The 23,347-nt window shown below is 62.6% G+C and carries 20 protein-coding genes and 1 tRNA gene; 8 read left to right on the top strand and 13 right to left on the bottom strand.

Features of this window, described 5'->3' with window-relative positions:
• Positions 1 to 206: 206 nt before the first annotated feature.
• The 3 genes from V6617_RS09575 to V6617_RS09565 all read right to left on the bottom strand — a co-directional run bounded on the left by V6617_RS09575 (position 207) and on the right by V6617_RS09565 (position 5,418).
• Positions 207 to 2,228 carry an SPOR domain-containing protein gene (locus V6617_RS09575; RefSeq protein WP_338606761.1) on the bottom strand — a complete coding sequence of 674 codons (2,022 nt, stop codon included), beginning with the start codon at positions 2,226 to 2,228 and terminating at the stop codon, positions 207 to 209.
• 85 nt (positions 2,229 to 2,313) lie between these two features.
• Entirely contained in the window at positions 2,314 to 4,065 is a 1,752-nt protein-coding gene (gene argS / locus V6617_RS09570; RefSeq protein ID WP_338606760.1) for an arginine--tRNA ligase, read from the bottom strand.
• A 180-nt stretch (positions 4,066 to 4,245) separates the two neighbouring features.
• Positions 4,246 to 5,418, bottom strand: coding sequence for a deoxyguanosinetriphosphate triphosphohydrolase (locus tag V6617_RS09565; RefSeq protein WP_338610668.1), 1,173 nt, complete (start codon positions 5,416 to 5,418; stop codon positions 4,246 to 4,248).
• Positions 5,419 to 5,503: 85 nt separating this feature from the next.
• Here V6617_RS09565 and erpA point away from each other — a divergent pair, with 85 nt between their 5' ends.
• The 3 genes from erpA (at position 5,504) to xth (ending at position 7,368) form a co-directional block, all read left to right on the top strand.
• Positions 5,504 to 5,854, top strand: coding sequence for an iron-sulfur cluster insertion protein ErpA (erpA, locus tag V6617_RS09560; RefSeq protein WP_338606759.1), 351 nt, complete (start codon positions 5,504 to 5,506; stop codon positions 5,852 to 5,854).
• Between the two features lie 75 nt (positions 5,855 to 5,929).
• Complete coding sequence (locus V6617_RS09555; RefSeq protein WP_338606758.1) at positions 5,930 to 6,541, top strand: LysE family translocator; 612 nt, start codon at positions 5,930 to 5,932, stop codon at positions 6,539 to 6,541.
• Positions 6,542 to 6,561: 20 nt separating this feature from the next.
• A complete protein-coding gene (xth, locus tag V6617_RS09550) occupies positions 6,562 to 7,368 on the top strand; it encodes an exodeoxyribonuclease III (protein ID WP_338606757.1) in 807 nt (268 codons plus the stop codon).
• A 202-nt stretch (positions 7,369 to 7,570) separates the two neighbouring features.
• Here xth and V6617_RS09545 read toward each other — a convergent pair whose 3' ends face one another.
• A complete protein-coding gene (locus V6617_RS09545; protein ID WP_338606756.1) occupies positions 7,571 to 8,380 on the bottom strand; it encodes a tetratricopeptide repeat protein in 810 nt (269 codons plus the stop codon).
• A gap of 642 nt (positions 8,381 to 9,022) precedes the next feature.
• On the opposite strand from V6617_RS09545, the gene V6617_RS09540 reads away from it, so the two are divergent.
• Entirely contained in the window at positions 9,023 to 9,460 is a 438-nt protein-coding gene (locus V6617_RS09540; RefSeq protein ID WP_338606755.1) for a VOC family protein, read from the top strand.
• A gap of 144 nt (positions 9,461 to 9,604) precedes the next feature.
• Here V6617_RS09540 and V6617_RS09535 read toward each other — a convergent pair whose 3' ends face one another.
• The 8 genes from V6617_RS09535 to V6617_RS09500 all read right to left on the bottom strand — a co-directional run bounded on the left by V6617_RS09535 (position 9,605) and on the right by V6617_RS09500 (position 20,658).
• Positions 9,605 to 12,421, bottom strand: a complete 2,817-nt coding sequence (locus tag V6617_RS09535) for a valine--tRNA ligase (protein ID WP_338606754.1) — start codon at positions 12,419 to 12,421, stop codon at positions 9,605 to 9,607.
• 219 nt (positions 12,422 to 12,640) lie between these two features.
• Entirely contained in the window at positions 12,641 to 13,360 is a 720-nt protein-coding gene (locus V6617_RS09530; RefSeq protein WP_338606753.1) for a DUF2497 domain-containing protein, read from the bottom strand.
• A gap of 201 nt (positions 13,361 to 13,561) precedes the next feature.
• A complete protein-coding gene (locus V6617_RS09525) occupies positions 13,562 to 14,914 on the bottom strand; it encodes a TolC family protein (RefSeq protein WP_338606752.1) in 1,353 nt (450 codons plus the stop codon).
• A 176-nt stretch (positions 14,915 to 15,090) separates the two neighbouring features.
• Positions 15,091 to 15,741 carry a protein-L-isoaspartate O-methyltransferase gene (locus tag V6617_RS09520; RefSeq protein ID WP_338606751.1) on the bottom strand — a complete coding sequence of 217 codons (651 nt, stop codon included), beginning with the start codon at positions 15,739 to 15,741 and terminating at the stop codon, positions 15,091 to 15,093.
• Positions 15,742 to 15,820: 79 nt separating this feature from the next.
• Positions 15,821 to 17,404 (bottom strand): dipeptide ABC transporter ATP-binding protein, encoded by a 1,584-nt coding sequence (locus V6617_RS09515; RefSeq protein ID WP_338606750.1) that lies wholly within the window; start codon positions 17,402 to 17,404, stop codon positions 15,821 to 15,823.
• Positions 17,401 to 18,216 (bottom strand): ABC transporter permease, encoded by an 816-nt coding sequence (locus V6617_RS09510; RefSeq protein ID WP_338606749.1) that lies wholly within the window; start codon positions 18,214 to 18,216, stop codon positions 17,401 to 17,403. The genes V6617_RS09515 and V6617_RS09510 overlap by 4 nt, the downstream gene beginning before the upstream one ends.
• Complete coding sequence (locus V6617_RS09505) at positions 18,213 to 19,160, bottom strand: ABC transporter permease (protein WP_338606748.1); 948 nt, start codon at positions 19,158 to 19,160, stop codon at positions 18,213 to 18,215. Before V6617_RS09505 ends, V6617_RS09510 begins: the two co-directional genes overlap by 4 nt.
• Positions 19,161 to 19,179: 19 nt before the next feature.
• Positions 19,180 to 20,658: an ABC transporter substrate-binding protein gene (locus tag V6617_RS09500; RefSeq protein WP_338606747.1), complete on the bottom strand. Its 1,479-nt coding sequence runs from the start codon at positions 20,656 to 20,658 to the stop codon at positions 19,180 to 19,182.
• 195 nt (positions 20,659 to 20,853) lie between these two features.
• On the opposite strand from V6617_RS09500, the gene V6617_RS09495 reads away from it, so the two are divergent.
• The 3 genes from V6617_RS09495 (at position 20,854) to V6617_RS09485 (ending at position 22,075) form a co-directional block, all read left to right on the top strand.
• On the top strand, positions 20,854 to 21,078 hold the full coding sequence (locus V6617_RS09495) for a hypothetical protein (RefSeq protein ID WP_338606746.1): 225 nt from the start codon (positions 20,854 to 20,856) through the stop codon (positions 21,076 to 21,078).
• A 108-nt stretch (positions 21,079 to 21,186) separates the two neighbouring features.
• Positions 21,187 to 21,510 carry an I78 family peptidase inhibitor gene (locus V6617_RS09490; protein WP_338606745.1) on the top strand — a complete coding sequence of 108 codons (324 nt, stop codon included), beginning with the start codon at positions 21,187 to 21,189 and terminating at the stop codon, positions 21,508 to 21,510.
• A gap of 145 nt (positions 21,511 to 21,655) precedes the next feature.
• Positions 21,656 to 22,075, top strand: a complete 420-nt coding sequence (locus tag V6617_RS09485; protein WP_338606744.1) for a hypothetical protein — start codon at positions 21,656 to 21,658, stop codon at positions 22,073 to 22,075.
• A gap of 363 nt (positions 22,076 to 22,438) precedes the next feature.
• Here V6617_RS09485 and V6617_RS09480 read toward each other — a convergent pair.
• Positions 22,439 to 22,515: transfer RNA gene (locus tag V6617_RS09480), tRNA-Asp, on the bottom strand.
• A gap of 378 nt (positions 22,516 to 22,893) precedes the next feature.
• Here V6617_RS09480 and arfB point away from each other — a divergent pair.
• Complete coding sequence (arfB, locus tag V6617_RS09475) at positions 22,894 to 23,325, top strand: alternative ribosome rescue aminoacyl-tRNA hydrolase ArfB (RefSeq protein ID WP_338606743.1); 432 nt, start codon at positions 22,894 to 22,896, stop codon at positions 23,323 to 23,325.
• The last annotated feature ends 22 nt before the right edge of the window (positions 23,326 to 23,347 follow it).

The raw sequence follows: 23,347 nt of genomic DNA, 5'->3' as shown, positions 1-23,347 counted from the left end.
AAAAGAGGAGAGCAGCATTGCCACTCCCCTCAACCCAGTCAAGCCATGAGAACCGTTGGTGCCCAGGGTATGTTGTGATTCAGATCAGGCTGAGGCGAAAATGGTCGTTTTCGAGAACCGGAGCGGAGCGTACATTATGTACGTGAGCACCGGAAGCGCAGAAAATGGCCGTTTGCAGTCCAGCATGATCTGAATCGCGGCATGCCCTAGTTGTTCAGCACGAAACAGTCGCCACCCTGCCCCTGGATCGCCGTGCAGACCGAATTGGCCTGATCGAAGCTCGGCTGTGGCAGCCGCACGCGATAATAGATGCCACGTTCACCCAGATCGACCCGGCTGACCTGGGGCGTCGCGCCGTTGAACAGCGTACCATAGCGGGCCTGCAGCGAGGGGATATCGGCCTGCGCATCCGCTTCGCTCCGCTGCGATGACAATTGCACCCACGCACCGACATCGGCCGCCGGCGTCGCTGCCGCCGCGGCCGGGGCAGGCGTTGTTTCCGTCGGCGTGACAGCGGCAACCGTTTCGGTCGCCGGGGCTTCCGATGCGGGAACGGGCGTCGACGCTGTCGTATCCTGGGCCGTCAGTCCGGCCGGCCGCGCGACCGGCACCGGCGCACCGGCATCTTCAGCCGTTGCCGCAGCTCCCGTTTCGGTCTCATCTGCCGTTTCAGGGGTGCTGGCTGCCTCAGGCAGAGCCTCGCTTGCATCTGCCGCGGGCGCCTCGGTTTGGCTCGCCGCTGCTGTTTCGCCATCGGCCATGGCCAGCGCAATTGCCTCCCCGATCGGATCGGAGGTCAGCGTGCTGTTGGGAACAGCAGGCACATCGGGCCTTTCGACAGGCAGAACGTTCGACCCCGCAACGCTGTCGGTCGCCTGGACGATCGTGCCGTCGGGCCGAACGGTAACCGTACGCACCGGACGATTGGCAAGCGCCGTTTCGCCGTCCTCGGGTGCCAGAACCTCGGCGACCTGGGCGCCGCTGGCACCATTGGTCTGGTCGCGCGACACCAGCGCCTCGTCTTCGGGAGACCCGCCATTGCCCTCGATCTCGCTGAAAACCACCGATTCGCTGGCTGTCGACTCGCTCTGCGGCGGCGCATCTTCCTTGAGCGGCGATGCATCGGCGGTCAGCACCGGCGCTTCGCCCGGCTCTCCGGGGCCGGAGAAGAACGCGAAATAAACGCCGCCGATCAGTGCGAAAATCACCGCCCCTGCCGCAACCGGCAAAACGAATCCGCCAAGCCGGCGGCGCGGGCGTCTCGGCGCCGGCTCTTCCTCAGCATAGGCTTCATCGGCATAGGCTTCATCGGTGTAATCGTCGTCGGCATAGTCGGCTGGCGCCGCTTGCGCTTCCGGTTCAGACGGGGGCGGTACCGGCGAGGCAAACAGTGGATCGGGTATAAATTGCTCTTGGCTCGGCTGCGGATCGACAGCAGGCTCTGGCCGCTCCTCGATCTGACGGGGTGCTGGCGCCACGAGCCAATCTTCGGGGTCGTTTGCAGGCTCGACGCGCCGCACCGAAGACCCGGTGGCGGCGGCAGCGGCCAGTATCGCCGATTCCGCGGCATCCACGGCGGCATCGGTTTCAAAATCATCGAGAAAGCTCGATTTCACGCGCCGCCCGCCCGGCAGTCCGGTATCGACCGAATTGGCCCGCGCCGCCTCCCCGATCAATGCTTCGATATCGCCGATCGGATCGCGTTCGTGCGGCACCGGTGCCGCATCGGAAAACGCCGCGCTCGATCGCCCATAGTCTTCATATGAAGGCTCGGGTTCGGCAGGAAGCGGATCGTCGTGGTTGGCCCAATCATCGTCCTGCGAAGAATCGCTCTGGTAGGTCTCCACTTCGGCGTCGGCGATCAAATCGGCAATCGGGTCGCCCGACACCTCTTGCGTGTCCACACTGGCCCGTTGCGCGGTTCCAAACCCGAAATCGAAAACCGGCATCGCATCGCTCTGCCCTGCGTCCTGCGTCGGCTCGGTTTCCCCTTCGCCCTCGAAAGGCACATCCTGGGGCACGCCGAAACCGGGCTCGGCCTGGTAAAAATCGTCCTGAGCGGGCTGTTCGGGCTCGGGCTGGGCGGAAACCTCCGGCTCGGCGGGTCTGTGGGCGCTGGCCGGCGCCGCGGCCGTGCGGGCATCCTGCGCCACAAGCCGCGCCAGTTCCGCAATCAGATCATCGGAGTCCTGACCCGCCGTGGCCGGGTTGTGCTTTGTATCGGTCATAGAGCAGTGCCCCGAAAGTCTTTCGCTTTAACTTGCCCTTGATTGCGAGCATGCCCACGGAACTGTTCACAGCAATGCGCCGTAATTATGAAAGCTCTTGCGGGGCGCTGACGCCTAAAAGATCAAGGCCGTTGCCGAGAACCCGGCGCACGCCATCCACAAGCGCGAGTCGAGCCAGTGTCAGTTTCGGGTCATCGTCGTTAACAAAGCGTAAGCTGGGATCTTCCTTGCCCTTTCCCCAGAAAGCGTGGAACTGCGCGGCAAGCTCGTGCAAGTAAAACGCAAGTCTATGCGGTTCATGCGCCCGCGCCGCCGCCGCAACCTGCCGCGGCCAGGATCCGAGCAACCGGATCAACTCGATTTCATCGCCTGTTGCGAGCAACGAGAGGTCGGCTCCGGCCAGTGCCGCATCGGAGGTATCGAGGTCGGGCAGGTCGCGCGCCGCATTGCGGAAAATCGAAAACGTCCTCGCATGGGCATACTGGACGTAAAAAACCGGATTGTCCTTGCTCTGCTCTTTGACCAGCGCAAAGTCGAAATCGAGCGGCGCGTCGTTGCGCCGGAACAGCAGCATGAAACGGGTCGCGTCCACACCGACTTCTTCCACAACATCAGCAAGTGTCACCAAGTCACCGGACCGCTTGCTCATTTTCACAGGCTCGCCATTCCGCAACAGCTTGACCAGCTGGCAGAACCGCACGTCGGCCGAAGCCTTGCCGCCCGATACGGCTTTCACTGCCGCTTCGATGCGCTTGGCATAACCCGCATGGTCGGCGCCCAGAACGTCGATCAACGTCGTAAAGCCGCGCAGCACCTTGTTACGGTGATAGGCGATGTCGGCTGCAAAATAGGTGTAGCTGCCATCCGATTTGACGAGCGCCCGGTCCACGTCGTCGCCGAACTGGGTGGCGCGAAACAGCGTCTGCTCGCGGTCTTCCCAGTCGTCGGGCAGCTTGCCCTTCGGCGGGTCGAGCCGCCCCTCATAGATCAGGCCCTCCTCGCGCAGCCAGGCCAGCGTCTTTTCGATCTCGCCCCCTGGTCCGTGCAGGGTCTTTTCGGAAAAGAACACGTCGTGCTCGATATTGAGTTTTTTCAGATCGGCCTTGATCAGTTCAAGCATTGCGGCCAGCACATGCTGCTTGACCGGCGCCAGCCACGCCTCTTCGGGCTTGTCCAACAAGGAGTTGCCGAATTCTTCCACAAGCGCCTGCCCCACCGGGACCAGATAGTCGCCCGGATAAAAGCCCGCTGGAATTTCAATCGTTTCACCCAGCGCCTCGCGGTAGCGCAGGAAAGCCGAGCGGGCCAGCGTATCGACCTGCGATCCGGCATCGTTGATGTAATATTCCTTGGACACCTGGTAGCCTGCATAGGCCAGAAGCGATGCCAGCGCGTCGCCATAAACGGCGCCGCGCGTATGGCCCACATGCATCGGCCCGGTCGGATTGGCCGAAACATATTCGACATTGACCTTCTCGCCCTGCCCCACATCGGCCCGTCCGAAATCGTCGCCGCGTTCGGCAATAGAAGAGAGCACCTTGTGCCAGACGCTTTGCTGCAGCCGGAAATTGATGAACCCCGGTCCGGCGATCTCGACCGAAGCCACATCGGCATCGCCTGAAAACCGCTCGGAAATTGCCGCGGCGACTTCGCGCGGGTTCTTGCCCAGCGGCTTGGCCACCACCATCGCCGCATTGGTCGAAAGGTCCCCATGGGCGGCATCGCGCGGCGGCTCGACCACGACGCGGCCCAACAATTCGCGATTGTCGGCCAGCTCGGGAAAACTCGCGATCAGCGCATCGGTGACGCGCCCTTCAAAAAGGGCAAACACATCCATGAAAGGAAACCTATGATTGAAATTTGAGACCGGCACGTTGAGATTGGCGTCAAGGTGCGGCGAAAACGCTAGCTTTCGAGAACCGGAGCGGAGCGTACAGACAGTACGTGAGCACCGGAAGCGCAGAAAGCTGGTGTTTGCAGCCCGCCTTCACGCCAATATCGGCATGCCGGGGGCGGGTTACCGGAATTCCGGTCTTTCGTCAAACAAACGGGCGTGTTCGTCAAGCGCGAACGGGTCGGTCATCCCGGCCACGAAATCGCAAACGATCCGCGCCCGCGCCGCCTCCGAACGTGCGGCGCTGTGGGCCAGCCCCCAGCGCCCCGGCATGTCTCCATCGGCGATATAGGCGTCAAACAGCCGCCCCACCACCGCCTCGCTCTCGCGCACCGGCCCCATGACGCGCGCGTCGCGATAAACCTTGGCAAACATGAAAGCCTTGAGTTCGGTCTCATCCTCCGCCATCTCGGCGGGAAACCCGATCAGGGCCTGCCCCGCATACCGCACGTCGTCGGCACTTTGCGGATCCGCCGCGATCAGCCGCTCGGCACTTTCGGCAATCACCGCCTCGATGGTCCGTGTGATCAGCCGCCGCTGCACCTCGTGGATCTGGCGCCCCCGCTCCAGTCCCGGCCACATGTCGACGACTTCACGCGCGATCGGCCCCACCAGCGGCACATCGACAAGATCGTCGATCACCACCAGCCCCGCCCTTACCGCGTCGTCGATATCGTGAGCGTTATAGGCAATATCGTCGGCAATCGCGGCCACCTGCGCCTCGAGATTGGCATAGGTTTCAGGCAACAAATCCTCACTGGCCGGAATGTCCGCCAGCGCCGCCCCGATATCCTGCCCGTGCTCGGACGCCGCACCCACCACCGGGCCATTGTGCTTGAGGATGCCTTCGAGCGTCTCCCAGGTCAGGTTCAGCCCGTCATGGTCGGCATAGCGGTTCTCCAGCATCCCCACCACACGAAGCGCCTGAATATTGTGATCGAACCCGCCAAGCTCTGCCATTTTATCGGCCAGCACCCGCTCGCCGGCATGCCCGAACGGGGTATGCCCCAGATCGTGCGAAAGCGCCACGGCCTCGGCCAGATCCTCGTTGAGTCGCAGCGCCCGCGCGATCGAGCGTGCGATCTGGCTCACTTCGAGCGTATGGGTCAGCCGGGTTCTGAAGTGCTGGCCCTCGTGATGAAGGAAAACCTGCGTCTTGTGTTGCAGCCTCCGGAACGCCGTCGAATGGATGATCCGGTCCCGGTCCCGCTGAAATTCATTGCGTGTCGGGCTGGCTGAGGGCCGATAGACCCGCCCCCGCGACTGTGCCGGATCGGCGGCATAAACCGCATGCATATCACTCATGTGGGAGAGCCCCTTTTCATCGTCGCTCTACGATCTTATGTTGGAGACCGAATTTGCAATCAAAAGCAGCAGCGCCATGACCGATATCCAACTATCACCGAACGAGGTCGTTTTGACAGAGCGCGCCGCCAAGCGGATCAATCGCATCCTGTCAAAGGAAGACCCTGGCACCGTCCTGCGCATCGCCGTAGCGGGCGGCGGGTGTTCGGGTTTCCAGTACGAGTACAATTTCGTCAAGGAAACCCCCACCGAAGACGATCTGGTCCTTTCCCGGGACGGGGCCACCGTTTACATCGATTCGATGAGCCTTGAATTCATGGGCGGCGCCGAAATCGACTTTGTCGACGATCTGATCGGCCAGTCCTTCCAGATCAAGAACCCCAACGCCGTCGCCTCGTGCGGCTGCGGCACCAGCTTCGCGGTCTGACCTTCCGCATTTTTCGGGTCGCCTTGGCCGCACGATAATGCTTACCTCTGCCCGTCCTGCGCGCGGAGGTAAGCCATGAGCACCGAATTCCTGATCACTGCCCTGGTCGTCTGTCTGCTCCCCGGTTCGGGCGTGCTTTACACGCTGGCCGTGGGCTTGGGTCGCGGTTTCAAAGCCTCTATCGCAGCCGCCTTCGGCTGCACGCTGGGCATCATCCCCTCCGCTCTTGCCTCTATCGTCGGTCTGGCCGCCATCTTCCACGCCAGCGCCGTGGCCTTCCAGACCCTCAAATATCTCGGCGTTGCCTATCTGCTTTATATGGCCTGGTCGATTCTGCGCTCCGGCGGCGCCATGGGGCTCGAGGCCGACCGCTCGCCAGCCTCCATGGCCAAAATCGCCACCAGCGGCGCCCTCATCAACGTCCTCAACCCCAAGCTCAGCCTCTTCTTTCTGGCCTTCCTGCCCCAGTTCGTTCCCCTCGACACACCCAACGCAACCCCAACACTGCTCTTGCATGCGGCAATGTTCATGGCGATAACCTTTGTGACCTTCGTGGGGTACGGAGCCTGCGCCGCACTGGCGCGTGACTATGTCATCTCCCGGCCCGACGTGCTCAAATGGATAAGGCGCAGCTTTGCGGCAAGCTTCGGCCTGCTCGGCCTGCGCCTCGCCCTTTCAGATCGCTGACCAACCAACGAGACGGCCCGATGCGCATAGCTACCTGGAACATCAACGGCATCAACGCACGCCTCCCGGCCGTCCTCACCTGGCTCGACGAGACAAAACCCGACATCGTCGGCCTCCAGGAAATCAAATGCCTCGATGAGAACTTCCCCCGCGCCGAATTCGAATCGCGCGGCTACAATGTCGAGACTCATGGCCAGAAGAGCTTCAACGGCGTCGCCCTGCTCTCAAAGCTCCCTTTTGATGAAGTCCATCGCGGCCTGCCTGGCAATGACGAAGACCCCCAGTCCCGCCTCATCGAAGGCGTCTTTTCCACTGAAGATGGCGGCGTGGTGCGCGTGTGCAACATCTACCTGCCCAACGGAAACCCGGTCGATACCGAAAAATTCCCCTACAAGCTTGGCTGGATGGACCGGCTCCACGATTTCGTCGAGCAGCGCCTGGCCTATGAGGAACCCTTCATCCTGATGGGCGATTTCAACCTCATCCCCACCGGCCTTGATTGCCACGATCCGTCCGCCTGGTGGGGCGATGCCCTGTTCCGGCCCGAGAGCCTCGAAAAATGGCGCCGCCTCGTCAATCTGGGTCTGACCGACGCCCTGCGCGCCACGACCAGCGATCAGGTCTTCACCTTCTGGGATTTCCAGGCCGGCGCCTGGCGCCGCAACGCCGGCATCCGCATCGACCATTTGCTGCTCTCGCCCCAGGCCGCCGACCGGCTCACCGGCGTCACCATCCACAAGGACACCCGTGGCTGGGACAAGCCCTCGGACCATGTCCCCGTCGAAGGCGATTTCACCCTCGCAGGCCTCTCGGCCAAAGCCGCGTAGCTGAAGATTTGGCAGTATGGCGAGGTTGGGTCAGGGCGAGTCGAAAATTGCCATTTGCCGGCCGCCATCACCCAACCTGGAGCGTGTCCAGCAAAAGCATGTCCTCGACCCGATCGGGGATGGAAACGGTTTTGCGGTTCGGACACGCGACAAAACAAGGGGTTAGAGCCAAGGATTTGATTCACTCAAATCCTGAACGGCTCTAGAAATCGGCGAACTGGCTTCCCAGAGTATCGGCCGCCCGCAGCGCGGTTTCGGCCTGTGCCGGATCGGCCTTGGCCATCGCGCTGTCGGTCAATTCGCGGATCCAGCCTTCATCGCTCGTCCCGAGCGCTGAGCGATAGGCGATATTGAGCCACATCAGCCCTTCGACCGGCTGCGCCTCGATACCGTCGCCCAAAACCAGCATTTCACCCAGCCGAGCCTGCGCGCCCGGATGCCCCTTTCGGGCCGCCAGCGACAGCCAGCGCGCACCCTGCAACGGGTTCACCCCGAACCCCTCGGAGCTCAGATACAGCATGCCCACCCGAAACTGCGCATCCGCGTCGCCGAAATAGGTCGCCGCGTGCATCAGCAGCGTCTGGCCGCGCGACGCATCCTCTGGAATGCCGGCATCGGGCACCCCATGCAGATAGTAATCGCCGATCTTGACGAAGGACTGCGCCACGATATCCGCGTCGAGCGAGCTTGGCGGCGCATCCGCATTCTCATTGGCAATGCGCGAAAAATACTGAAAGGCCTTGGCCGGGTCTTTCTGAACCCCCGATCCGGTTTCATACATGGTCCCGAGCTGCCACAGCGCTATGGGCTGGCCGGCATCGGCCGCGCCCTCGAGCGCGGAGACCAGATTGTCCCCGCTCAGTTCGGTGGCCGTCACGCCATCAAGCATCTGGGCCAGTTCCTGGGCGGCATCGAGCGCGCTTTGCGCCTGCGCCGGCAGCACGGTGCCGAGCGACAGCAGAGCCGAACAGGTCGCAGCCAGAGCGAACGCAGTACTCCTGACTATAGGCATTACACACCTTCTCACGCCCCAGCCGCAAAGCCGTCGCACACCATCGTATGCGCCCGCCGCAGAGCCGGGAAACCTTACCGTATCGATACAAACGGCAGATCGTATGCCTGCCGCCACCCTGTGTTTTTTTATGGTTTCGGCCTTCAGGGCCCGCGCCACCCACCGGGTAACTGCAGATGCCCATGGCCGATCTGCCAATGACAGTTCATATGTTTGATTGACCAGATGATATCGGCCCATTGTGTCGGCATTAGAGCGAATGTCTGCCACCAGGATGGCAACATTTTTCCATGCCGGAAGGCCGAGTGTTTCGCTGCAATGGGACGCGCCGATTACCATCTGTGTCCTGCTCCGTGCCCGTTGGGCGGGAAAATGCTCCCGCGCCGGGCTTGGGTTTGGCAGGCACAACCGGCCGGTGCGCAACACGCACCAGAACGCCGTATCCGCCCACCGCCAACCTTTCTCCGGCTGGTTTAGGGTAAGATTGTGGCATGGCCCCTTAGCAAAACGTGACTGCGCATGGCGCGGCTACGAGTCTGTGAGCAATGTAGCAAAATTGTCACAAGAGCGTGATGCGCCTGAAGCCTTTGCCGATCCGGCAACAGGCTGTAGATTGGCCCGGCACATGGGAGGAGTGATGGAATGGCGCTCAAGCGGATGGACAACATAGGCATCGCCGTCGAAGATCTCTCGGCGACGATCGAATTCTTTGCCGAACTCGGCCTCGAGCTCGAAGGCCGCGCCATGATTGAAGGCGAATGGGCCGGACGCGTGACCGGGCTGGGCGATCAGCATGTGGAGATCGCCATGATGCGCACGCCCGACGGCCACAGCCGGCTCGAACTCTCGCGCTTCATCCGCCCCACGGTCATTGCCGATCACCGCACCGCGCCCGTCAACGCCCTGGGCTATCTGCGCGCCATGTTCACGGTGGACGACATCGACGAAACGCTTGAAAGGCTGCGCACGCGCGGCGCGCAGCTCGTGGGCGAAGTCGTCCAGTATGAAGACGTTTATCGCCTTTGCTACATCCGGGGGCCTGAAGGGCTCCTTATCGGGCTTGCCGAGGAGCTGCGCTGAGCGACAGCGCAGCCTATTAGAGCGTGTCCAGCAAAAGCATGTCCTCGACGCGATCGGGGATGGAAACGGTTTTGCGGTTCGGACACGCGACAAAACAGGGGTTTAGAGCCAAGGATTTGATTCAATCAAATCCTTGGCTCTAGCTCACGAAAGCGTAGCGAGCGCCTGTTCGAGCTTTTCGCGCCGTGCCCTGGCGTCGGCCAGCCGCTCCTTCTGCTCGTCAATCACCTCATCGGGCGCCTTGGCCAGAAACTGCTCATTGCCGAGCTTTTTCTCCAGCCCGCCGATTTCGCCTTCGAGCTTCTTGACGTCCTTGGAGAGCCGCTGACGCTCCGCCGCAATGTCGATAAGATCGGCAAGCGGCAGCCCCCAGCTGGCTTCGCCCACAACGAACTGTGCCGAACTGGCCGGGATGGCATCCACCGGATCGATGGTCGAAACCCGCGCCAGCCGCTCGATGGCTGCACGGTGCGTCTCGATCCGCGCCGTCGTCTCCGCACTGGCGCCCACCACGACCAGCGGCACTTTCGCCCCGGCGGGAACGTTCATTTCCGTCCGCACCGACCGAATGGCCGAAATCACCTCGAGCAGCCAGCCCAGTTCCGCACCCGCTTGCGGGTAGGAAATCGCATCGAGAACCGGCCAATCGGCCAGCATCAGATAGCCGTCCCGCTTGGGCCCGGTCTTGCCGGTTTCCGCCCAAAGCTCTTCGGTCACGAACGGCATGAACGGATGCAGCATTTTCAGGATCTGATCGAGCGCCCAGGCCGCCGTTGCCCGCGTCTCGGCCTTGGCCGCTTCATCGGCGCCTGAAAAAGTGGGCTTGGCCAGTTCCACGAACCAGTCGCAGAACGTGCCCCACACGAAATCATAGGCGTGGTTGGCCGCTTCGTTGAACTTGTACTCGATGATCGCCTTTTCGACATTGGCCACGGCCCGCGCCGTCGCTCCGGCGATCCACTGGTTGAGCGCGCCGGAAAGCCTCGTCGGCTCGAACCCGTCAACCCGCACGCATTCGTTCATTTCCAGAAACCGCGCCGCGTTCCAGAGCTTGGTGACGAAGTTGCGATAGCCCTCGACCCGGCTCATGGCCAGCTTGATGTCGCGCCCCTGCGCCGCCATCGCCGCCAGCGTAAACCGCGTCGCATCCGCCCCATAGGCATCGACCAGTTCGAGCGGATCGATGACGTTGCCTTTCGACTTGGACATCTTCTGGCCCTTCTCGTCGCGGACCAGCGCATGCACATAGACGGTGGAGAACGGCTCTTCACCTGTAAATTCAAGTCCGAGCATCATCATCCTGGCAACCCAGAAGAAAATGATGTCGAACCCGGTCACCAGCGTTGCCGTCGGATAGTAGCTTTCCAGCTCTTTTGTCTGCTGCGGCCACCCCATGGTCGAAAACGGCCACAGCCCCGATGAGAACCAGGTGTCCAGCACGTCTTCGTCACGCGTCAGGTCCACCGGTTCGCCGTAATGGGCCTCCGCGGCCCTGGCCGCGCCCGCCTCGTCATAATCGACAAATGCCCGTCCATCCGGTCCGTACCAGGCCGGGATCTGATGACCCCACCACAGCTGGCGTGAAATGCACCAGGGCTGGATGTTCTCCATCCAGGCGAAATAGGTGTTCTCCCAGCTCTTTGGTACGAATTTCGTGCGGCCTTCGCGCACCGAGGCGATGGCCGGCTGCGCCAGAACGTCGGCCATGACGAACCACTGATCGGTCAGGAACGGCTCGATCACCACCTTGGAGCGGTCCCCGAACGGCTGCATGATCTTTTTGTCCTCGACCATCACCATCAGCCCTTCGGCGTCGATGTCGGCCACGATCTTCTTGCGGGCCTCATAGCGGTCCATGCCGCGATATTCGTCGGGCACGATATTGATTTCCGCAGTCACCGCGTCGTCGAAATCCATCTCGCCGCGCGCGATCTTGCCCGCCAGTTCGGACTGCTGCACATACGGCGCGCCATCAGCCCGCATATTGGCCTTGGTGTCGAGCAGCGCATACATGGGAATGTGGTTGCGCCGGGCGACTTCATAATCGTTGAAATCATGCGCCCCGGTGATTTTCACCGCACCCGAGCCGAATTCGGGATCGGGATATTCGTCGGTGATGATCGGGATCAGCCTGCGGTGCTCTTTCGGCCCGACCGGAATTTCGCACATCTTGCCAACGATGGGCGCATAGCGCTCATCGTCGGGGTGCACCGCCACGGCGCCATCGCCAAGCATGGTTTCCGGCCTGGTCGTCGCAATCGAGATATAGTCGCGCTCTTCCTCGAGCACCACGTTCCCGTCGGCGTCCTTTTCCACATATGTGTAGGTTTCGCCCCCGGCCAGCGGATATTTGAAATGCCACATATGGCCGTTGACTTCGGTGTTCTCCACCTCGAGATCGGAGATCGCCGTCTCGAACTGCGGATCCCAGTTGACCAGCCGCTTGGCGCGATAGATCAGCCCTTTGCGGTGCATCTCCACAAAGACCTTGAGCACCGCTTCGGACAACCCTTCGTCCATGGTGAAGCGTTCGCGCGACCAGTCGCACGACGCACCGAGCCGCTTGAGCTGGTTAAGGATCGTCCCCCCGCTCTCGGCCTTCCACTCCCAGACCTTTTCAACGAACTTTTCGCGCCCGATCTCGCGGCGTCCCGGCTCCTGGCGCTCCATCATGCGGCGCTCGACCACCATCTGGGTCGCAATACCCGCATGGTCGGTGCCCGGCTGCCAGAGCACGTTCTTGCCGCGCATGCGCTCGAAACGCACCAGCACGTCCTGGATGGTGTTGTTGAGCGCGTGACCGATATGGAGCGAACCCGTCACATTGGGCGGCGGAATGACGACCGAATAGCTCTGTGCGCCCGGCTTGCTCCCGGCGCCGGCCTTGAACGCCCCCGCCTCTTCCCAGGCGCTGTAAATTCGCCCTTCGACCGTGCTCGGCTCGTAGGTCTTTTCGATCATCTGTGCGGTACCCCTGGAGTGTTTCCGGGATAAGTGGAGGCTACCCATCCGGCTCGGAAACGCGACATAACAAAGACTTGGAGGAATTCCGCCATTCCAGGACCCGATGGGCCGCGCAAACGAAAAGCGGAAATGCTCCAGAACGACGACCCGCCCCAGACTATGGGACGGGCCTCTGACATAGTGTGCTTATCTCTAAAGCCAAGCCGGGCGGCGAAGTCAACCGCGCGATGCGCGCTCGATCTCCTGGGCGATGAGCCGTTCCACCATCGAGGGCAGGTTTTCCTCGAGCCAGTCCTTGAGCATCGGCCGCAGCATTTCGCGGATCATCGCTTCGATGGTCAGCCCGCTGGCCCCTACGGCCATGTCCGGCATCCCCTTGGGCGTACCGAGCTTGGCAAAGGCGTTCTTCACGGCCGCACTGGTCGCCGGCTCCAACAGCTCGTCGGCCAGGTCGCTGCTCAATTCAGGGTCGGGCATCGGCGCCGCCTGGGCGAAATTGGCCTTGGGCTTGGGCGCTGGCTGCGGATCTGCCACAGCTTCGGGTTCGGGTTCGGGCTCGGCGCGCATCTGCGGCGCAGGTTCCTCGTCCTTGTCCAACTCGAACGCCACGTCGTCGGGCACCACCAGTTCCGCGGCGGCATCCAGGCTTGCCGCCGACGGCATTTCCGTTTCAACCGCCTCGGGCTCGGACTTGGCCTCCGGTTCGGCGGCAGCCGGCTCGACGATCTGTTCGGGCGAAAGCGCCAGCGGGGTCACCGTATCGTCGTCATCGTCGCTGAAAGGATCGATTTCAGCCGCCGAAGGCATAGGAACCGGTTCGGGTGCAGGCGCGGGCACAGGCTTGGGGCCAGGCGCCTTGGCAACCGGCATCTTCTGGGTTGCAGCCTCATCGTCATCGGCAATGATCTGCCGGATCGACGATAAGATTTCGTCCATTGTCGGTTCTTTTGATGCCGGCTGGTTCATATCTGCCCCGATTTCGTTCGGCCACCCTGGCCGCTACTCCGTACTGCCTGCAAAAACGGCGCACAGCCGTTGATTCGCTTTACAGCACCTTAACGTGAGAGCCCGGCGCACGAAAAGGGAAACGCCCCGGCGAGGGGGCGTAATCCACGAAAAACCAGCACTATCGGTATTCTAGCGTAGGTTGCCCCACGCATCGGCAGGCGCCGCTGGCGCGGTCGCCGGAACAACCACATCGCCCTCCACCGTCCGCGGCTGAACCGGCAGCCCCAGGTGCTGAGCGCTCAGCGTGCCCATGGCGGCAATCAGCGAATAGGCGGCGATTGTTCTTTGCGACTGCGCCGAAATCAGCGTTTCCTCGACCGAGGCCACCGAGGCCCGCGCATCGAGCACGTCCAGCGTTGTGGCCTGTCCGAGTTCGTTCTGATCGATCGTTGCCTGCAGGGCCAGCCGGCTCGCTGCGACAGCGGCGGTCGCCGCCTCGATCTGTGCCGTGGCGGCCTGGATACCAGCCCACCCCTGACGCACCGCCTCAACGATCTGATCGCGCGTCGCAAACCCTTCGAGTTGCGTCTGGATCTGCCCGATATTGGCCTGCTCGACCGACGGATCGCGGGTCGGCGTATAGATCGGGACGCTCAGCCGCAGGCTGATGCTCGCCTGGCTGGCGACAGTGCCCGAGGTAAAGCCGCCGGCGCCGACCTGGCCGGTCACCGAGAGGTTGGGCCCGAAGCTCGCCAGCGTCTCCTCATAGCCATACTGCGCGGCGCGCAACTGGGCCGCAGAAGCCAGCAGCGCGGGATGGTCGGTATTGGCGCGCGCAAGCGCTGCATCGAGCGAGCCCGGAATAAGCGACGAATAGCTGTACCCGCCCGAAAGGCTGCCGGGCGCCCGGCCGACCCAACGCTGATAGTTGGCTTCGCTGTTGCGCAGATTGTTGATTGCGGCCTGATAGGACGCGGTGGATTGCGCAAGTGTCGCCTCGGCCTGGGAAACTTCGAGCTGTGTCCCTTCGCCCAACTCCAGTCTGTCGCGGGCCGATCCCACCTGCGCCTCGACGAAACCGACGCTTTCCTGCCGGATTTCGACGATCCGCCGGTTGGCCACGACATTCACATAGGCCTGAATGACCGAGAGCAGCACGTTCTGCTCGGTGTTCCTGGCGCCATACACCGCCGCGTCATACTGCGCCTCGGCGCCGCTGATCGCGGCACTGGTCGCATTGTTGTCGAACAGGGTTTGGTTGTAGCCGATGCCGATGCTGTCGCTGGTCGACCAGCTCTGACCGCCCGAAGCCCAGGTCGATGTGGCTCCGATGCTGCCTTCTGCCCCGATGGTGGGCAACCTCGCCCCCTCTGCCGCAATGATGCCCTGCCGGGCAGCCCTCACCGAAAGGAACGAACTGGCGATCTCGGGATTGTTTTCATACGCATAGGCCAAAGCCGAGGTGAGGCTTTGCCCTTGGGCCGTCGTGACGAGCCCGAAAAGTGCAATGACGCTTACACCCAAAACTTGACTAAATTTCATTGCCCAGCGCCTCCAGCGCCGCCCCAACCTATGGCTGCGCCGCCACGCTTTCAACGCCAAACGAACGCACTAACCGGACTTTAAGGTAGGTAACTTTTCATTCGTTGCGTGTCGGTAACAGTTCCGCTGATGATCTCACACCAAGATTGCCGCAAGGTTACAGATTCGCGACAGATTCAGAACACGAAGGCCGGCGCCGCCGCAAAACTCCCCAGAACCGGAATGCTGGCGTTGAAGCTGGGCATCGGCGCCACATCATTGCCGGTCTTGACGTAGAGATTGGCCACAGCCGCGTTCCCGGCCCCCAGCACCGCCACCAGTCGCCCGCCATCGCGCAATTGGGCGAGCAGCGCCGGCGGCACCACGTCCACCGCCCCCTCGAGAATGATCGCATCGAACGGCGCTTCCCTGGGCACGCCGTTTTCGATCGGGCCGGCCACGGCCGCGGCGTTTCCGATGTCGAGATCGGCCAGGATATCGTTGGCCCGCCCCGCCAGAACCTCATCGCTTTCCAGCGCCACGACCGCATTGGCCAAAAGCGAAAGCACCGCCGCCGAATACCCGGTCCCACACGCCACATCGAGCACCACGTCCTGGCTGCCGATCTCGGCAAGCTGCACCAGCCGCGCAAAATCGGCCGGCGAGGCCATCGTCCGGTTCGCCGAAAGCGCAATCGGTTCGTCGCTATAGGCAAAGGCCGTGTGCGTATCGGGCACGAACTTTTCGCGCGGAATGCGGTTCATGGCGTCCAGAATGCGCCAGTCGGTGATTCCGCTGGTCCGCAACTGGTTGTCGACCATTGTCCGGCGCGCGCGCGAAAAATCCATAGTCAATCGCCTTCCCTGAGTGCTTTCATTCAGCCCTGTTCTTTGGTCAATAGCGCCGCCCGACAGTCGAAGCAAGGCCCTACCCGCCCAGTTTCGGCGCCGCCCGCACCAGCTGGCGCGTATAGTCTTGCTGCGGATCCTCGAGCACCCTTTCGGTTGCCCCCTCCTCGACGATCCGGCCGCCTTCCATCACCAGCACCCGGTCGGTGATCGCCCGCACCACCTGCAGGTCATGGGCAATAAACAGATAGCTTATCGCCACCCGCTGCGAAATCGCCGCCAGCAGATCGAGCACCTGCGCCCGGATCGACACATCGAGTGCCGACACAGCCTCGTCCAGAACGATCAGCGCCGGCTCGATGACCAGCGCCCGCGCAATGGCAATCCGCTGACGCTGTCCGCCCGAAAACGCGTGGATATGCCGATCGGCGGCACTCGCCTCGATCCCCACCGATTCGAGGACCCGCGCCACCAGCGCCTCCCGCTCCGCCCCCTTGGGCGCTTTGTCGCCCAGCAGATGCAACGGCTCGGCCACCAGCCGGCCGACCCTGTGACGCGGATCGAACGAGCCATAGGGGTCCTGAAACACCATCTGCATGTCGCGCAACGTCAGCCGCGCGGCCCGCCCTGCCCGCTCCACCACCCGTCCGGCAAACTCCACCCGGCCCGCATCGAGCGGTTCGAGCCCCAATATCGCCCGCGCCAGCGTCGATTTCCCGCTCCCGCTCTCGCCCACCAGCCCCACGCTCTCGCCCCGGCCAATGGTCAGGCTCACCCCGTCGAGCGCCCGAAACGTCGTCTTCGACCCCATCGAAAGTCCCGACCGCAACCGATAATCCCGTGTCGCCCCCTCGACCCGCAACAGCACCTCGCCAACCGCGCCCCGCACACGGGTTGGCACATGCGTGCTCGCAGCCACGAGCTGTCGGGTGTAGGGAGATTCGGGCGCATCGATCAGCCGCCGCGCCGGCCCCGCCTCCACCACCCTGCCTTGATGAAGCACGGCGATCGTATCGGCCATCTGCGACACCACGGCCAGATCGTGGGTGATAAGCATCAGGGCCATGCCCTCCTCACGCACCAGCCCTGCCAGCAGATCGAGAATTTGCGCCTGCGTCGTCACGTCCAGCGCCGTGGTCGGCTCGTCGGCAATCAACAGCTTGGGCCGCAGAGCAATCGCCATGGCAATCCCCACCCGCTGGCGCTGCCCGCCGGAGAGTTCGTGCGGATAGCGCGAGGGCGAAATCATCGCCCCCGGCAGCCCCACCCGTTCGAGCGTTTCCGCCGCCAGCCCCCGCGCCTCGCTCCGCCCCAGCCCGCGATGCACACGTACCGTTTCGGCCACCTGATCGCCAATGGTCATCAGCGGATTGAGCGCCGTCATCGGCTCCTGAAAGATCATTCCCATGGCCTGCCCGCGCAGACCGTTCATCTCACCTTCGCCTGCGGCAACCAGATCGCGCCCGTCCAACCCGATCTTCCCGGTCAGATTCGCTCCGCCCGGCAACAGCCGCATGATCGACAGCGCCGTCAGCGATTTCCCCGATCCCGATTCGCCCACCAGCCCCAGAACCTTGCCCGCCCCGATCTCGAGCGACACATCTTCGAGAATCCGCGTGCCATCAATCGTCAGCCCCAGCTTTTCAAGTTCAAGAAGGCTCATCGTCCCGCCTTCCCCAATCGCGGATCGAACAGATCCCGCAGCCCGTCGCCAAGCAGGTTCAGTCCCAGCACCGAAAACACGATCGCCAGCCCCGGCACCAGCGCCACATGCGGCGCCAGCGAAATCATCGTCTGCGCCTCGGCCAGCATCCGTCCCCAGCTCGGCAGGGGTGGCTGCGCGCCCAGCCCCACATAGGCCAGCCCCGCCTCGGCCAGTATGGCCAGCGAAAACTGGATCGTGGCCTGAACGATCAGCATGTTGCCGATATTGGGCAGCACATGTTCGAGCGAGATCAGCACCCGGCCCTTGCCCGCCACTCGCGCTGCCATGATGAACTCGCGCTGCCACACGCCCATGCCCGCCCCGCGCGTCAGCCGCGCAAAAACCGGAATGTTGAAAATCCCGATGGCAATGATCGCGTTGATCGCCCCCGGCCCGAACACCGCCGTGATCAGTATGGCGATGATCAGCGCCGGAAACGCGAACACCAAATCGTTGCCGCGCATGATGATGTCGTCGAACGCCGTCCCGGCCCGCGCCGCCGCGGCAAGCCCCAGCGGCACGCCAACCGCCATCCCCAGACCCACGGCCACCAGCGCCACGGCAATCGAGGTCTGCGCGCCCACAAGGATCATCGACACCATGTCGCGCCCGAAATGATCGGTCCCCAGCCAGTGCTCGGGTCCGGGCGGCAGCAGCCGCTCACCAACCGCAATCAGCGTCACGTCATAAGGAGTCCAGAACAGCGAAAGCAGCGCCATCGCCGCCAGAATCGCGGTCAGTACCGCCCCGACACCCAGCCCGACCCTCATCGCGTCCCCCGCCGCAGCCTCGGATCGACCGCCGCATAGGCGATGTCGACGGCAAACGTCACGACGATCACCGCAAACACGAGAATCATCACCACCGAGCGCACGACGATCAAATCGCGCGCCGTGATCGCCTGAAACGCCAGCCGCCCCAGTCCGGGCAGGTAAAAGACATTCTCGATGATGATCGCCCCGGCCAGAAGGAACGAAAACTGCAGCCCCATGATGGTCAGCACCGGGATCAGGGCATTGCGAAATGCATGCCGCCACAGCGCCTGGCTGCGCGTCAGCCCCTTGGCCTGCGCCGTGCGCACATAATCCTCGTCCAGCGTATCGAGCAGGCTCGAGCGCATCACCCGCGCCAGAATCGCCGCCTGCGGCAGCGCCAGCGCGATTGCCGGCAGGGTCAGCGCCATCATCGCCGCGCCCGGATCATCCCAGCCGGGAAACCCGCCCGATGAAAACCAGCGCAGCGTGACCGAAAACAGCAGCACGAGCAGCATGGCGAACCAGAAGTTCGGCAGCGCAATGCCGATCTGGGTCAGACCCATCGTGCCTGCATCAATGGGAGAATTGCGCTTGGTTGCCGCCAGAACGCCCAGCGGTATCCCGATCAGCGTCGCCAGCACCAGCGCATAGACCGCCAACGGAATGGAGACCCACAGCCGCGCCGCGATCAGCTCGATCGCCGGCGTGCGATAGGTGTAGCTGATCCCGAAATCACCACTGGCCATCCCGGCCAGCCAACTCCAGTACCGCACCAGCACCGGCGCATCGAGCCCCAGCTGTGTCCGCAGGGCCGCCAGCGCTTCGGGAGACGCATTGAGCCCAAGCATGAAGCGCGCCGGATCACCCGGCAGCACCTCGAGCACGAAAAAGATCACCACACTGGCCACCAGAAGGCTGATGGCCAGCGAAACGGCGCGGCGCAGAACGAAATTCAGCATCGCGCCGCCCCGATTTGGGTCACCGCGTCCAACGAACCTGCGTCAGATCGGTCGCCTGTGTCGGTGCATTCACCCACAACCCCTCAAGATCGGCATTCTGCACCCCGGCCTTGGCCAGCTGGAAAATATAGGCGTTGACGAAATTCTCCGAGATATTGCGCTGGAGATCGCCCAGCAAGGCGTTGCGCGCTTCCGGCTCGACCGTACGGGTCAATTCGTCCCAAAGCGCCACGAACTCGGGCGCCCCATAACCGAAATAATAGTCCTCGCGGCCATAGATCTCGATATCCATTGGCTCGGTGTGCGAAATGACCGTCAGGTCGAAATCGCCCTCGCCGAATACCTGCTCGAGCCACTGGGCCCATTCCACATTGACGATTTCGGTCTCGATTCCCACGTCCCGCAACTGCGCCGCGATGATCTCCCCGCCACGCCGTGCATAGACCGGCGGCGGCAACGCCAGCGACAGCCGCAATCCGCTCACCCCGGCTTCGATCAGCAATTGCTGCGAGCGCTCGGGATCGTATGCCGACAATTCCGTAAGATCGATATAGGCCGGGTGGTGCGGGGCAAAATGGGTCCCGATCGGTGTGCCATACCCAAACATTGCCCCGTCGATAACCGCCTGCCGGTCGATGGCATGGGCAATCGCTTCGCGCACGAGAACATTATCCAGCGGTTCGCGCCGGTTGTTCATCGCCAGAATCGTTTCGCCCTCGGTGGTCCCCACAACGACCTCGAACCGCGGATCGGCATCGAGTTGCGCCAGCGTCTCGGGCGCGGGAAACACCGGGAATGTATCGACGTCCTCGGCCATCATCGCCGCGAACGCCGCCGTCGGGTCGGAAATGAACCGGAATGTCGCGCGCTCCAGCAGCGCCGGCTCGCCCCAATAGTCCTCATTGCGCACCAGAGTGACGCTATCGCCCTGCCGCCAGTCCTCGAACCGGAACGGTCCCGTCCCAACAGGATCGGTCGCGTTGGTTTCCGCGCTCTCGGGCGCCACGATCACCGCGTCACCCCAGGCCATATTGAAGGGAAAATTGCCGTTCGGCTGGCTTAGCGTCACCGCAACCGTCAGATCGTCACTCGCCTCGACGCTCTCGATATCGGCAAACAGGAATTTCTGCGCGTTGACCGAGTCCTCGGCCCGCGCCCTATCGAGAGAAAACACCACGTCGTCCGCCGTCAGCGCCGATCCATCATGGAAACTCACGCCTTCGGTCAGATGGAAGGTATAGGTCAGCCCGTTCTCGGACACGTCCCAGCTTTGCGCCAGCGCGGGCAGAATATCGCCGTCCGGCCCGAATCGGGTCAGCCCTTCGAACAGATTTGCGTACACCACCTCGTCGATCGCCGCCGCCGCGTTCGATGTCGGGTCCATATGCGGCGGTTCGAGCACAAGCCCGACGACGATATCGCTCCGCTGCGCCAGCGCAGGCGCTGCCGCCAGAGCCGCAAACGCAAAAAGCACTGCCATACGAATGACTTGGCGCATCCTTCCTTTTCCTTCCCTTATGGGTACGTGCTGCCTAATATGCGGCAGGCCCCGCCCCTTTCACCCATAGTGCGGTTGGCGCGGATCGGCAACACTGGCCACCCGATGTGGAACATTGTGTACCGATTGGACATTGTCCTTGCATTCGCCATACTTATATTGGCATCGATTGCCTAACGATCACGAGGGTTTGCTATGGCCCACAATGAAAATTCATTTCTTGACCGCCTGCGCATCCGGCGCGCCGAGGCCGCATTGACAGCGACCGAACCCGTGTGGGTCGAAAACCTGCGCGATTTCGGGCTGATGGCGTCCGGCGTCTATCAGGATCTGCGCGGAGACACCCGCGAAAGCCTCATGCACTTCCGCCGCTGGCTGAAAGCAGGCTTTCGCAAATTCGGCAGCCGCGACGAGCGGTAGCCCATATTCTTTAGTGCCTTGATTGAATTGGCCGGGATCGTTTCCCGGCCTTTTTCGTTCTGCGAGTGCACCTTGCGGGGGCAAATTCCACAGCATCGAGGAGATACCATGCCGATAGTCAAAACCAGCCTTGGCGGGCTCGCACTTGCCACGTCCATCATCCTGGCGGGCTGTTCGACCACCGTCACCCCACCCGATACGTCAATGCCGCCGCCTCTCGATTGCGGTGCCCAGGCCCTTTCGGGCAAGATCGGTCAACCGGTCATCGGCAGCACAGCCCAGGATGTTCGCATCGACGGCCAGGCCGTCAACAGCGCCGGCACCGTCCGCGTCATCGCCCCGGGCATGGCCGTCACCCAGGATTTCCGTCCTGACCGCCTCAATCTCGAAGTGAACGACTCGGGCAATCTCGTCCGCGCCTATTGTGGCTGACATCGGCAGACGATCGGACCGGCCGGGCGCCAGGAGTGCCCGGCCCCTCCTGTGACCTTATGGCAACTTTGTGATGCCCGCGGGCAAGCCCCAATGAACCGAGGGCCGCTCTGCCGCATTTCCCTCTCGATTTGAGGAGTCCATAATGCGTCAGATTGTTTTTGCTCTATCCTTCGCCCTTTTCAGCGCATCCAGCGCCCACGCCATCGAATGTCTCAACGGCCAGTCCGGCGATATTCTCAGTCTCGAAAGCTGGGAGCTGCTCGACAGGGACAATGAGGCCGAAAAGACCATCAACATCGCCCTCCACCACAGCGGGCCCGTCGGCATCCGCCTGATCGACGCAACCGTGCGCTTCGAGGATGTCCTGGGAGAGCGAATCGGCGAATTTCCGCTCGAACGCGCCGACGGCATCGGCGCCGGGCAGGACCATATCCTGAACGCCGTCGTCGCCGGCACGATTCTCGAGCGCCTGGAAAATCTTCACCCCGACGACGTCATCGGCATCGCCTGCGTCAGTGCATTGGTCTACGAGGACGGAACGCTGCAGGATTTCTCTGATTAGAGCGTATCCAGCAAAAGTGGAAACGGTTTTGCGGTTCGGACACGCGACAAAACAGGGGTTTGGAGCCAAGGATTTGATTCAATCAAATCCTGAACGGCTCTGGGACGCGAGAAATTCTTCCGCCTACAAAAAAGGAGCATCCGCCCGGAATTTCCGAACGAATGCTCACAGCCGAGCCGCATGACAAATTTGGGGGCTCGCTAGCGACTCGAACCATCGGTAACATGTTCGTGAATTGGGGCGACAGCGCGGCCACGAAAAGGCAATTCCAAGGTCGCGCAAACTTGGTGGCACCGAACGCACAAGTCCATGCATTCTGGCGGTGAAATACCGCCAATGTTGACGCAATGTTTTTGGAGAAAGTGGCGGGAGTGACGGGACTCGAACCCGCGACCTCCGGCGTGACAGGCCGGCGCTCTAACCAACTGAGCTACACCCCCTTGTGACCCCGAAGCGCTTCGGCCCCGGCAAGGTGGGCTTCGTTTAACGGGGTCCCCGAACCAAGTCAAGCGACTTGCCACCCCCTTTTGTGAAGAATTTTTGATCCGCGCCCAAACCACCCCAAAACCCCATCGCCAACGCAGCTGAATTCCCCGCAAAACCTTGATTTTTCTATCGGCTTTTCATCCGGCCCGCACCTGTCACAAGTGGCCGTCTCCTGATAAAATCCAATGTGGAAATCGGCTGGAGCGCAATCGCGACCCGGCGGGCGCAAAGCGGAGAGCGCAGACCTTTCCAGCGTGATCGCACGCCAAAACAAAGACTTAGAGCCCCCACCCGATTCAATCGGGCTGGAGTGGGTTCTGGAAGGAAATTTCATGCCCGAACGGATCGAAATCACCTCGACCCTGTCAATTCCACTCTCGGAGATCGAGTTGAACTTCGTGCGCAGTTCCGGTCCCGGCGGCCAGAACGTCAACAAGGTCGCGACAGCCGTTCAATTGCGCTTCGACGCCGCCTCCTCCCCGTCGCTCCCTGATGGTGTGCGCAGCCGCCTCATCGGGCAGGCCGGCTCCCGGGCAACCAAAGACGGCGTTATCATCCTCACCGCCGACCGGCACCGCACCCAGCCGCTCAATCGCGAGGACGCCCTCAACCGCCTTGCCGAGATGATCCGCGCCGCGACCTACGTCCCGCGCAAACGCCGCGCCACAAAGCCCACCCTGGCCTCCAAGCGCCGTCGCCTGGACGCCAAGACCCGCCGTGGCGCCATCAAGAGCCTGCGCGGCAGCAAACCTGGTTTTGACTGATTGCCGCCACCTTACCCTTTCC

Origin of the sequence: Pelagibacterium nitratireducens, assembly GCF_037044555.1 — a bacterium.
Taxonomy (GTDB): domain Bacteria; phylum Pseudomonadota; class Alphaproteobacteria; order Rhizobiales; family Devosiaceae; genus Pelagibacterium; species Pelagibacterium nitratireducens.
Note: the sequence above shows the minus strand (reverse complement) of the source record. Positions and strands in the feature narration are given on the sequence as shown.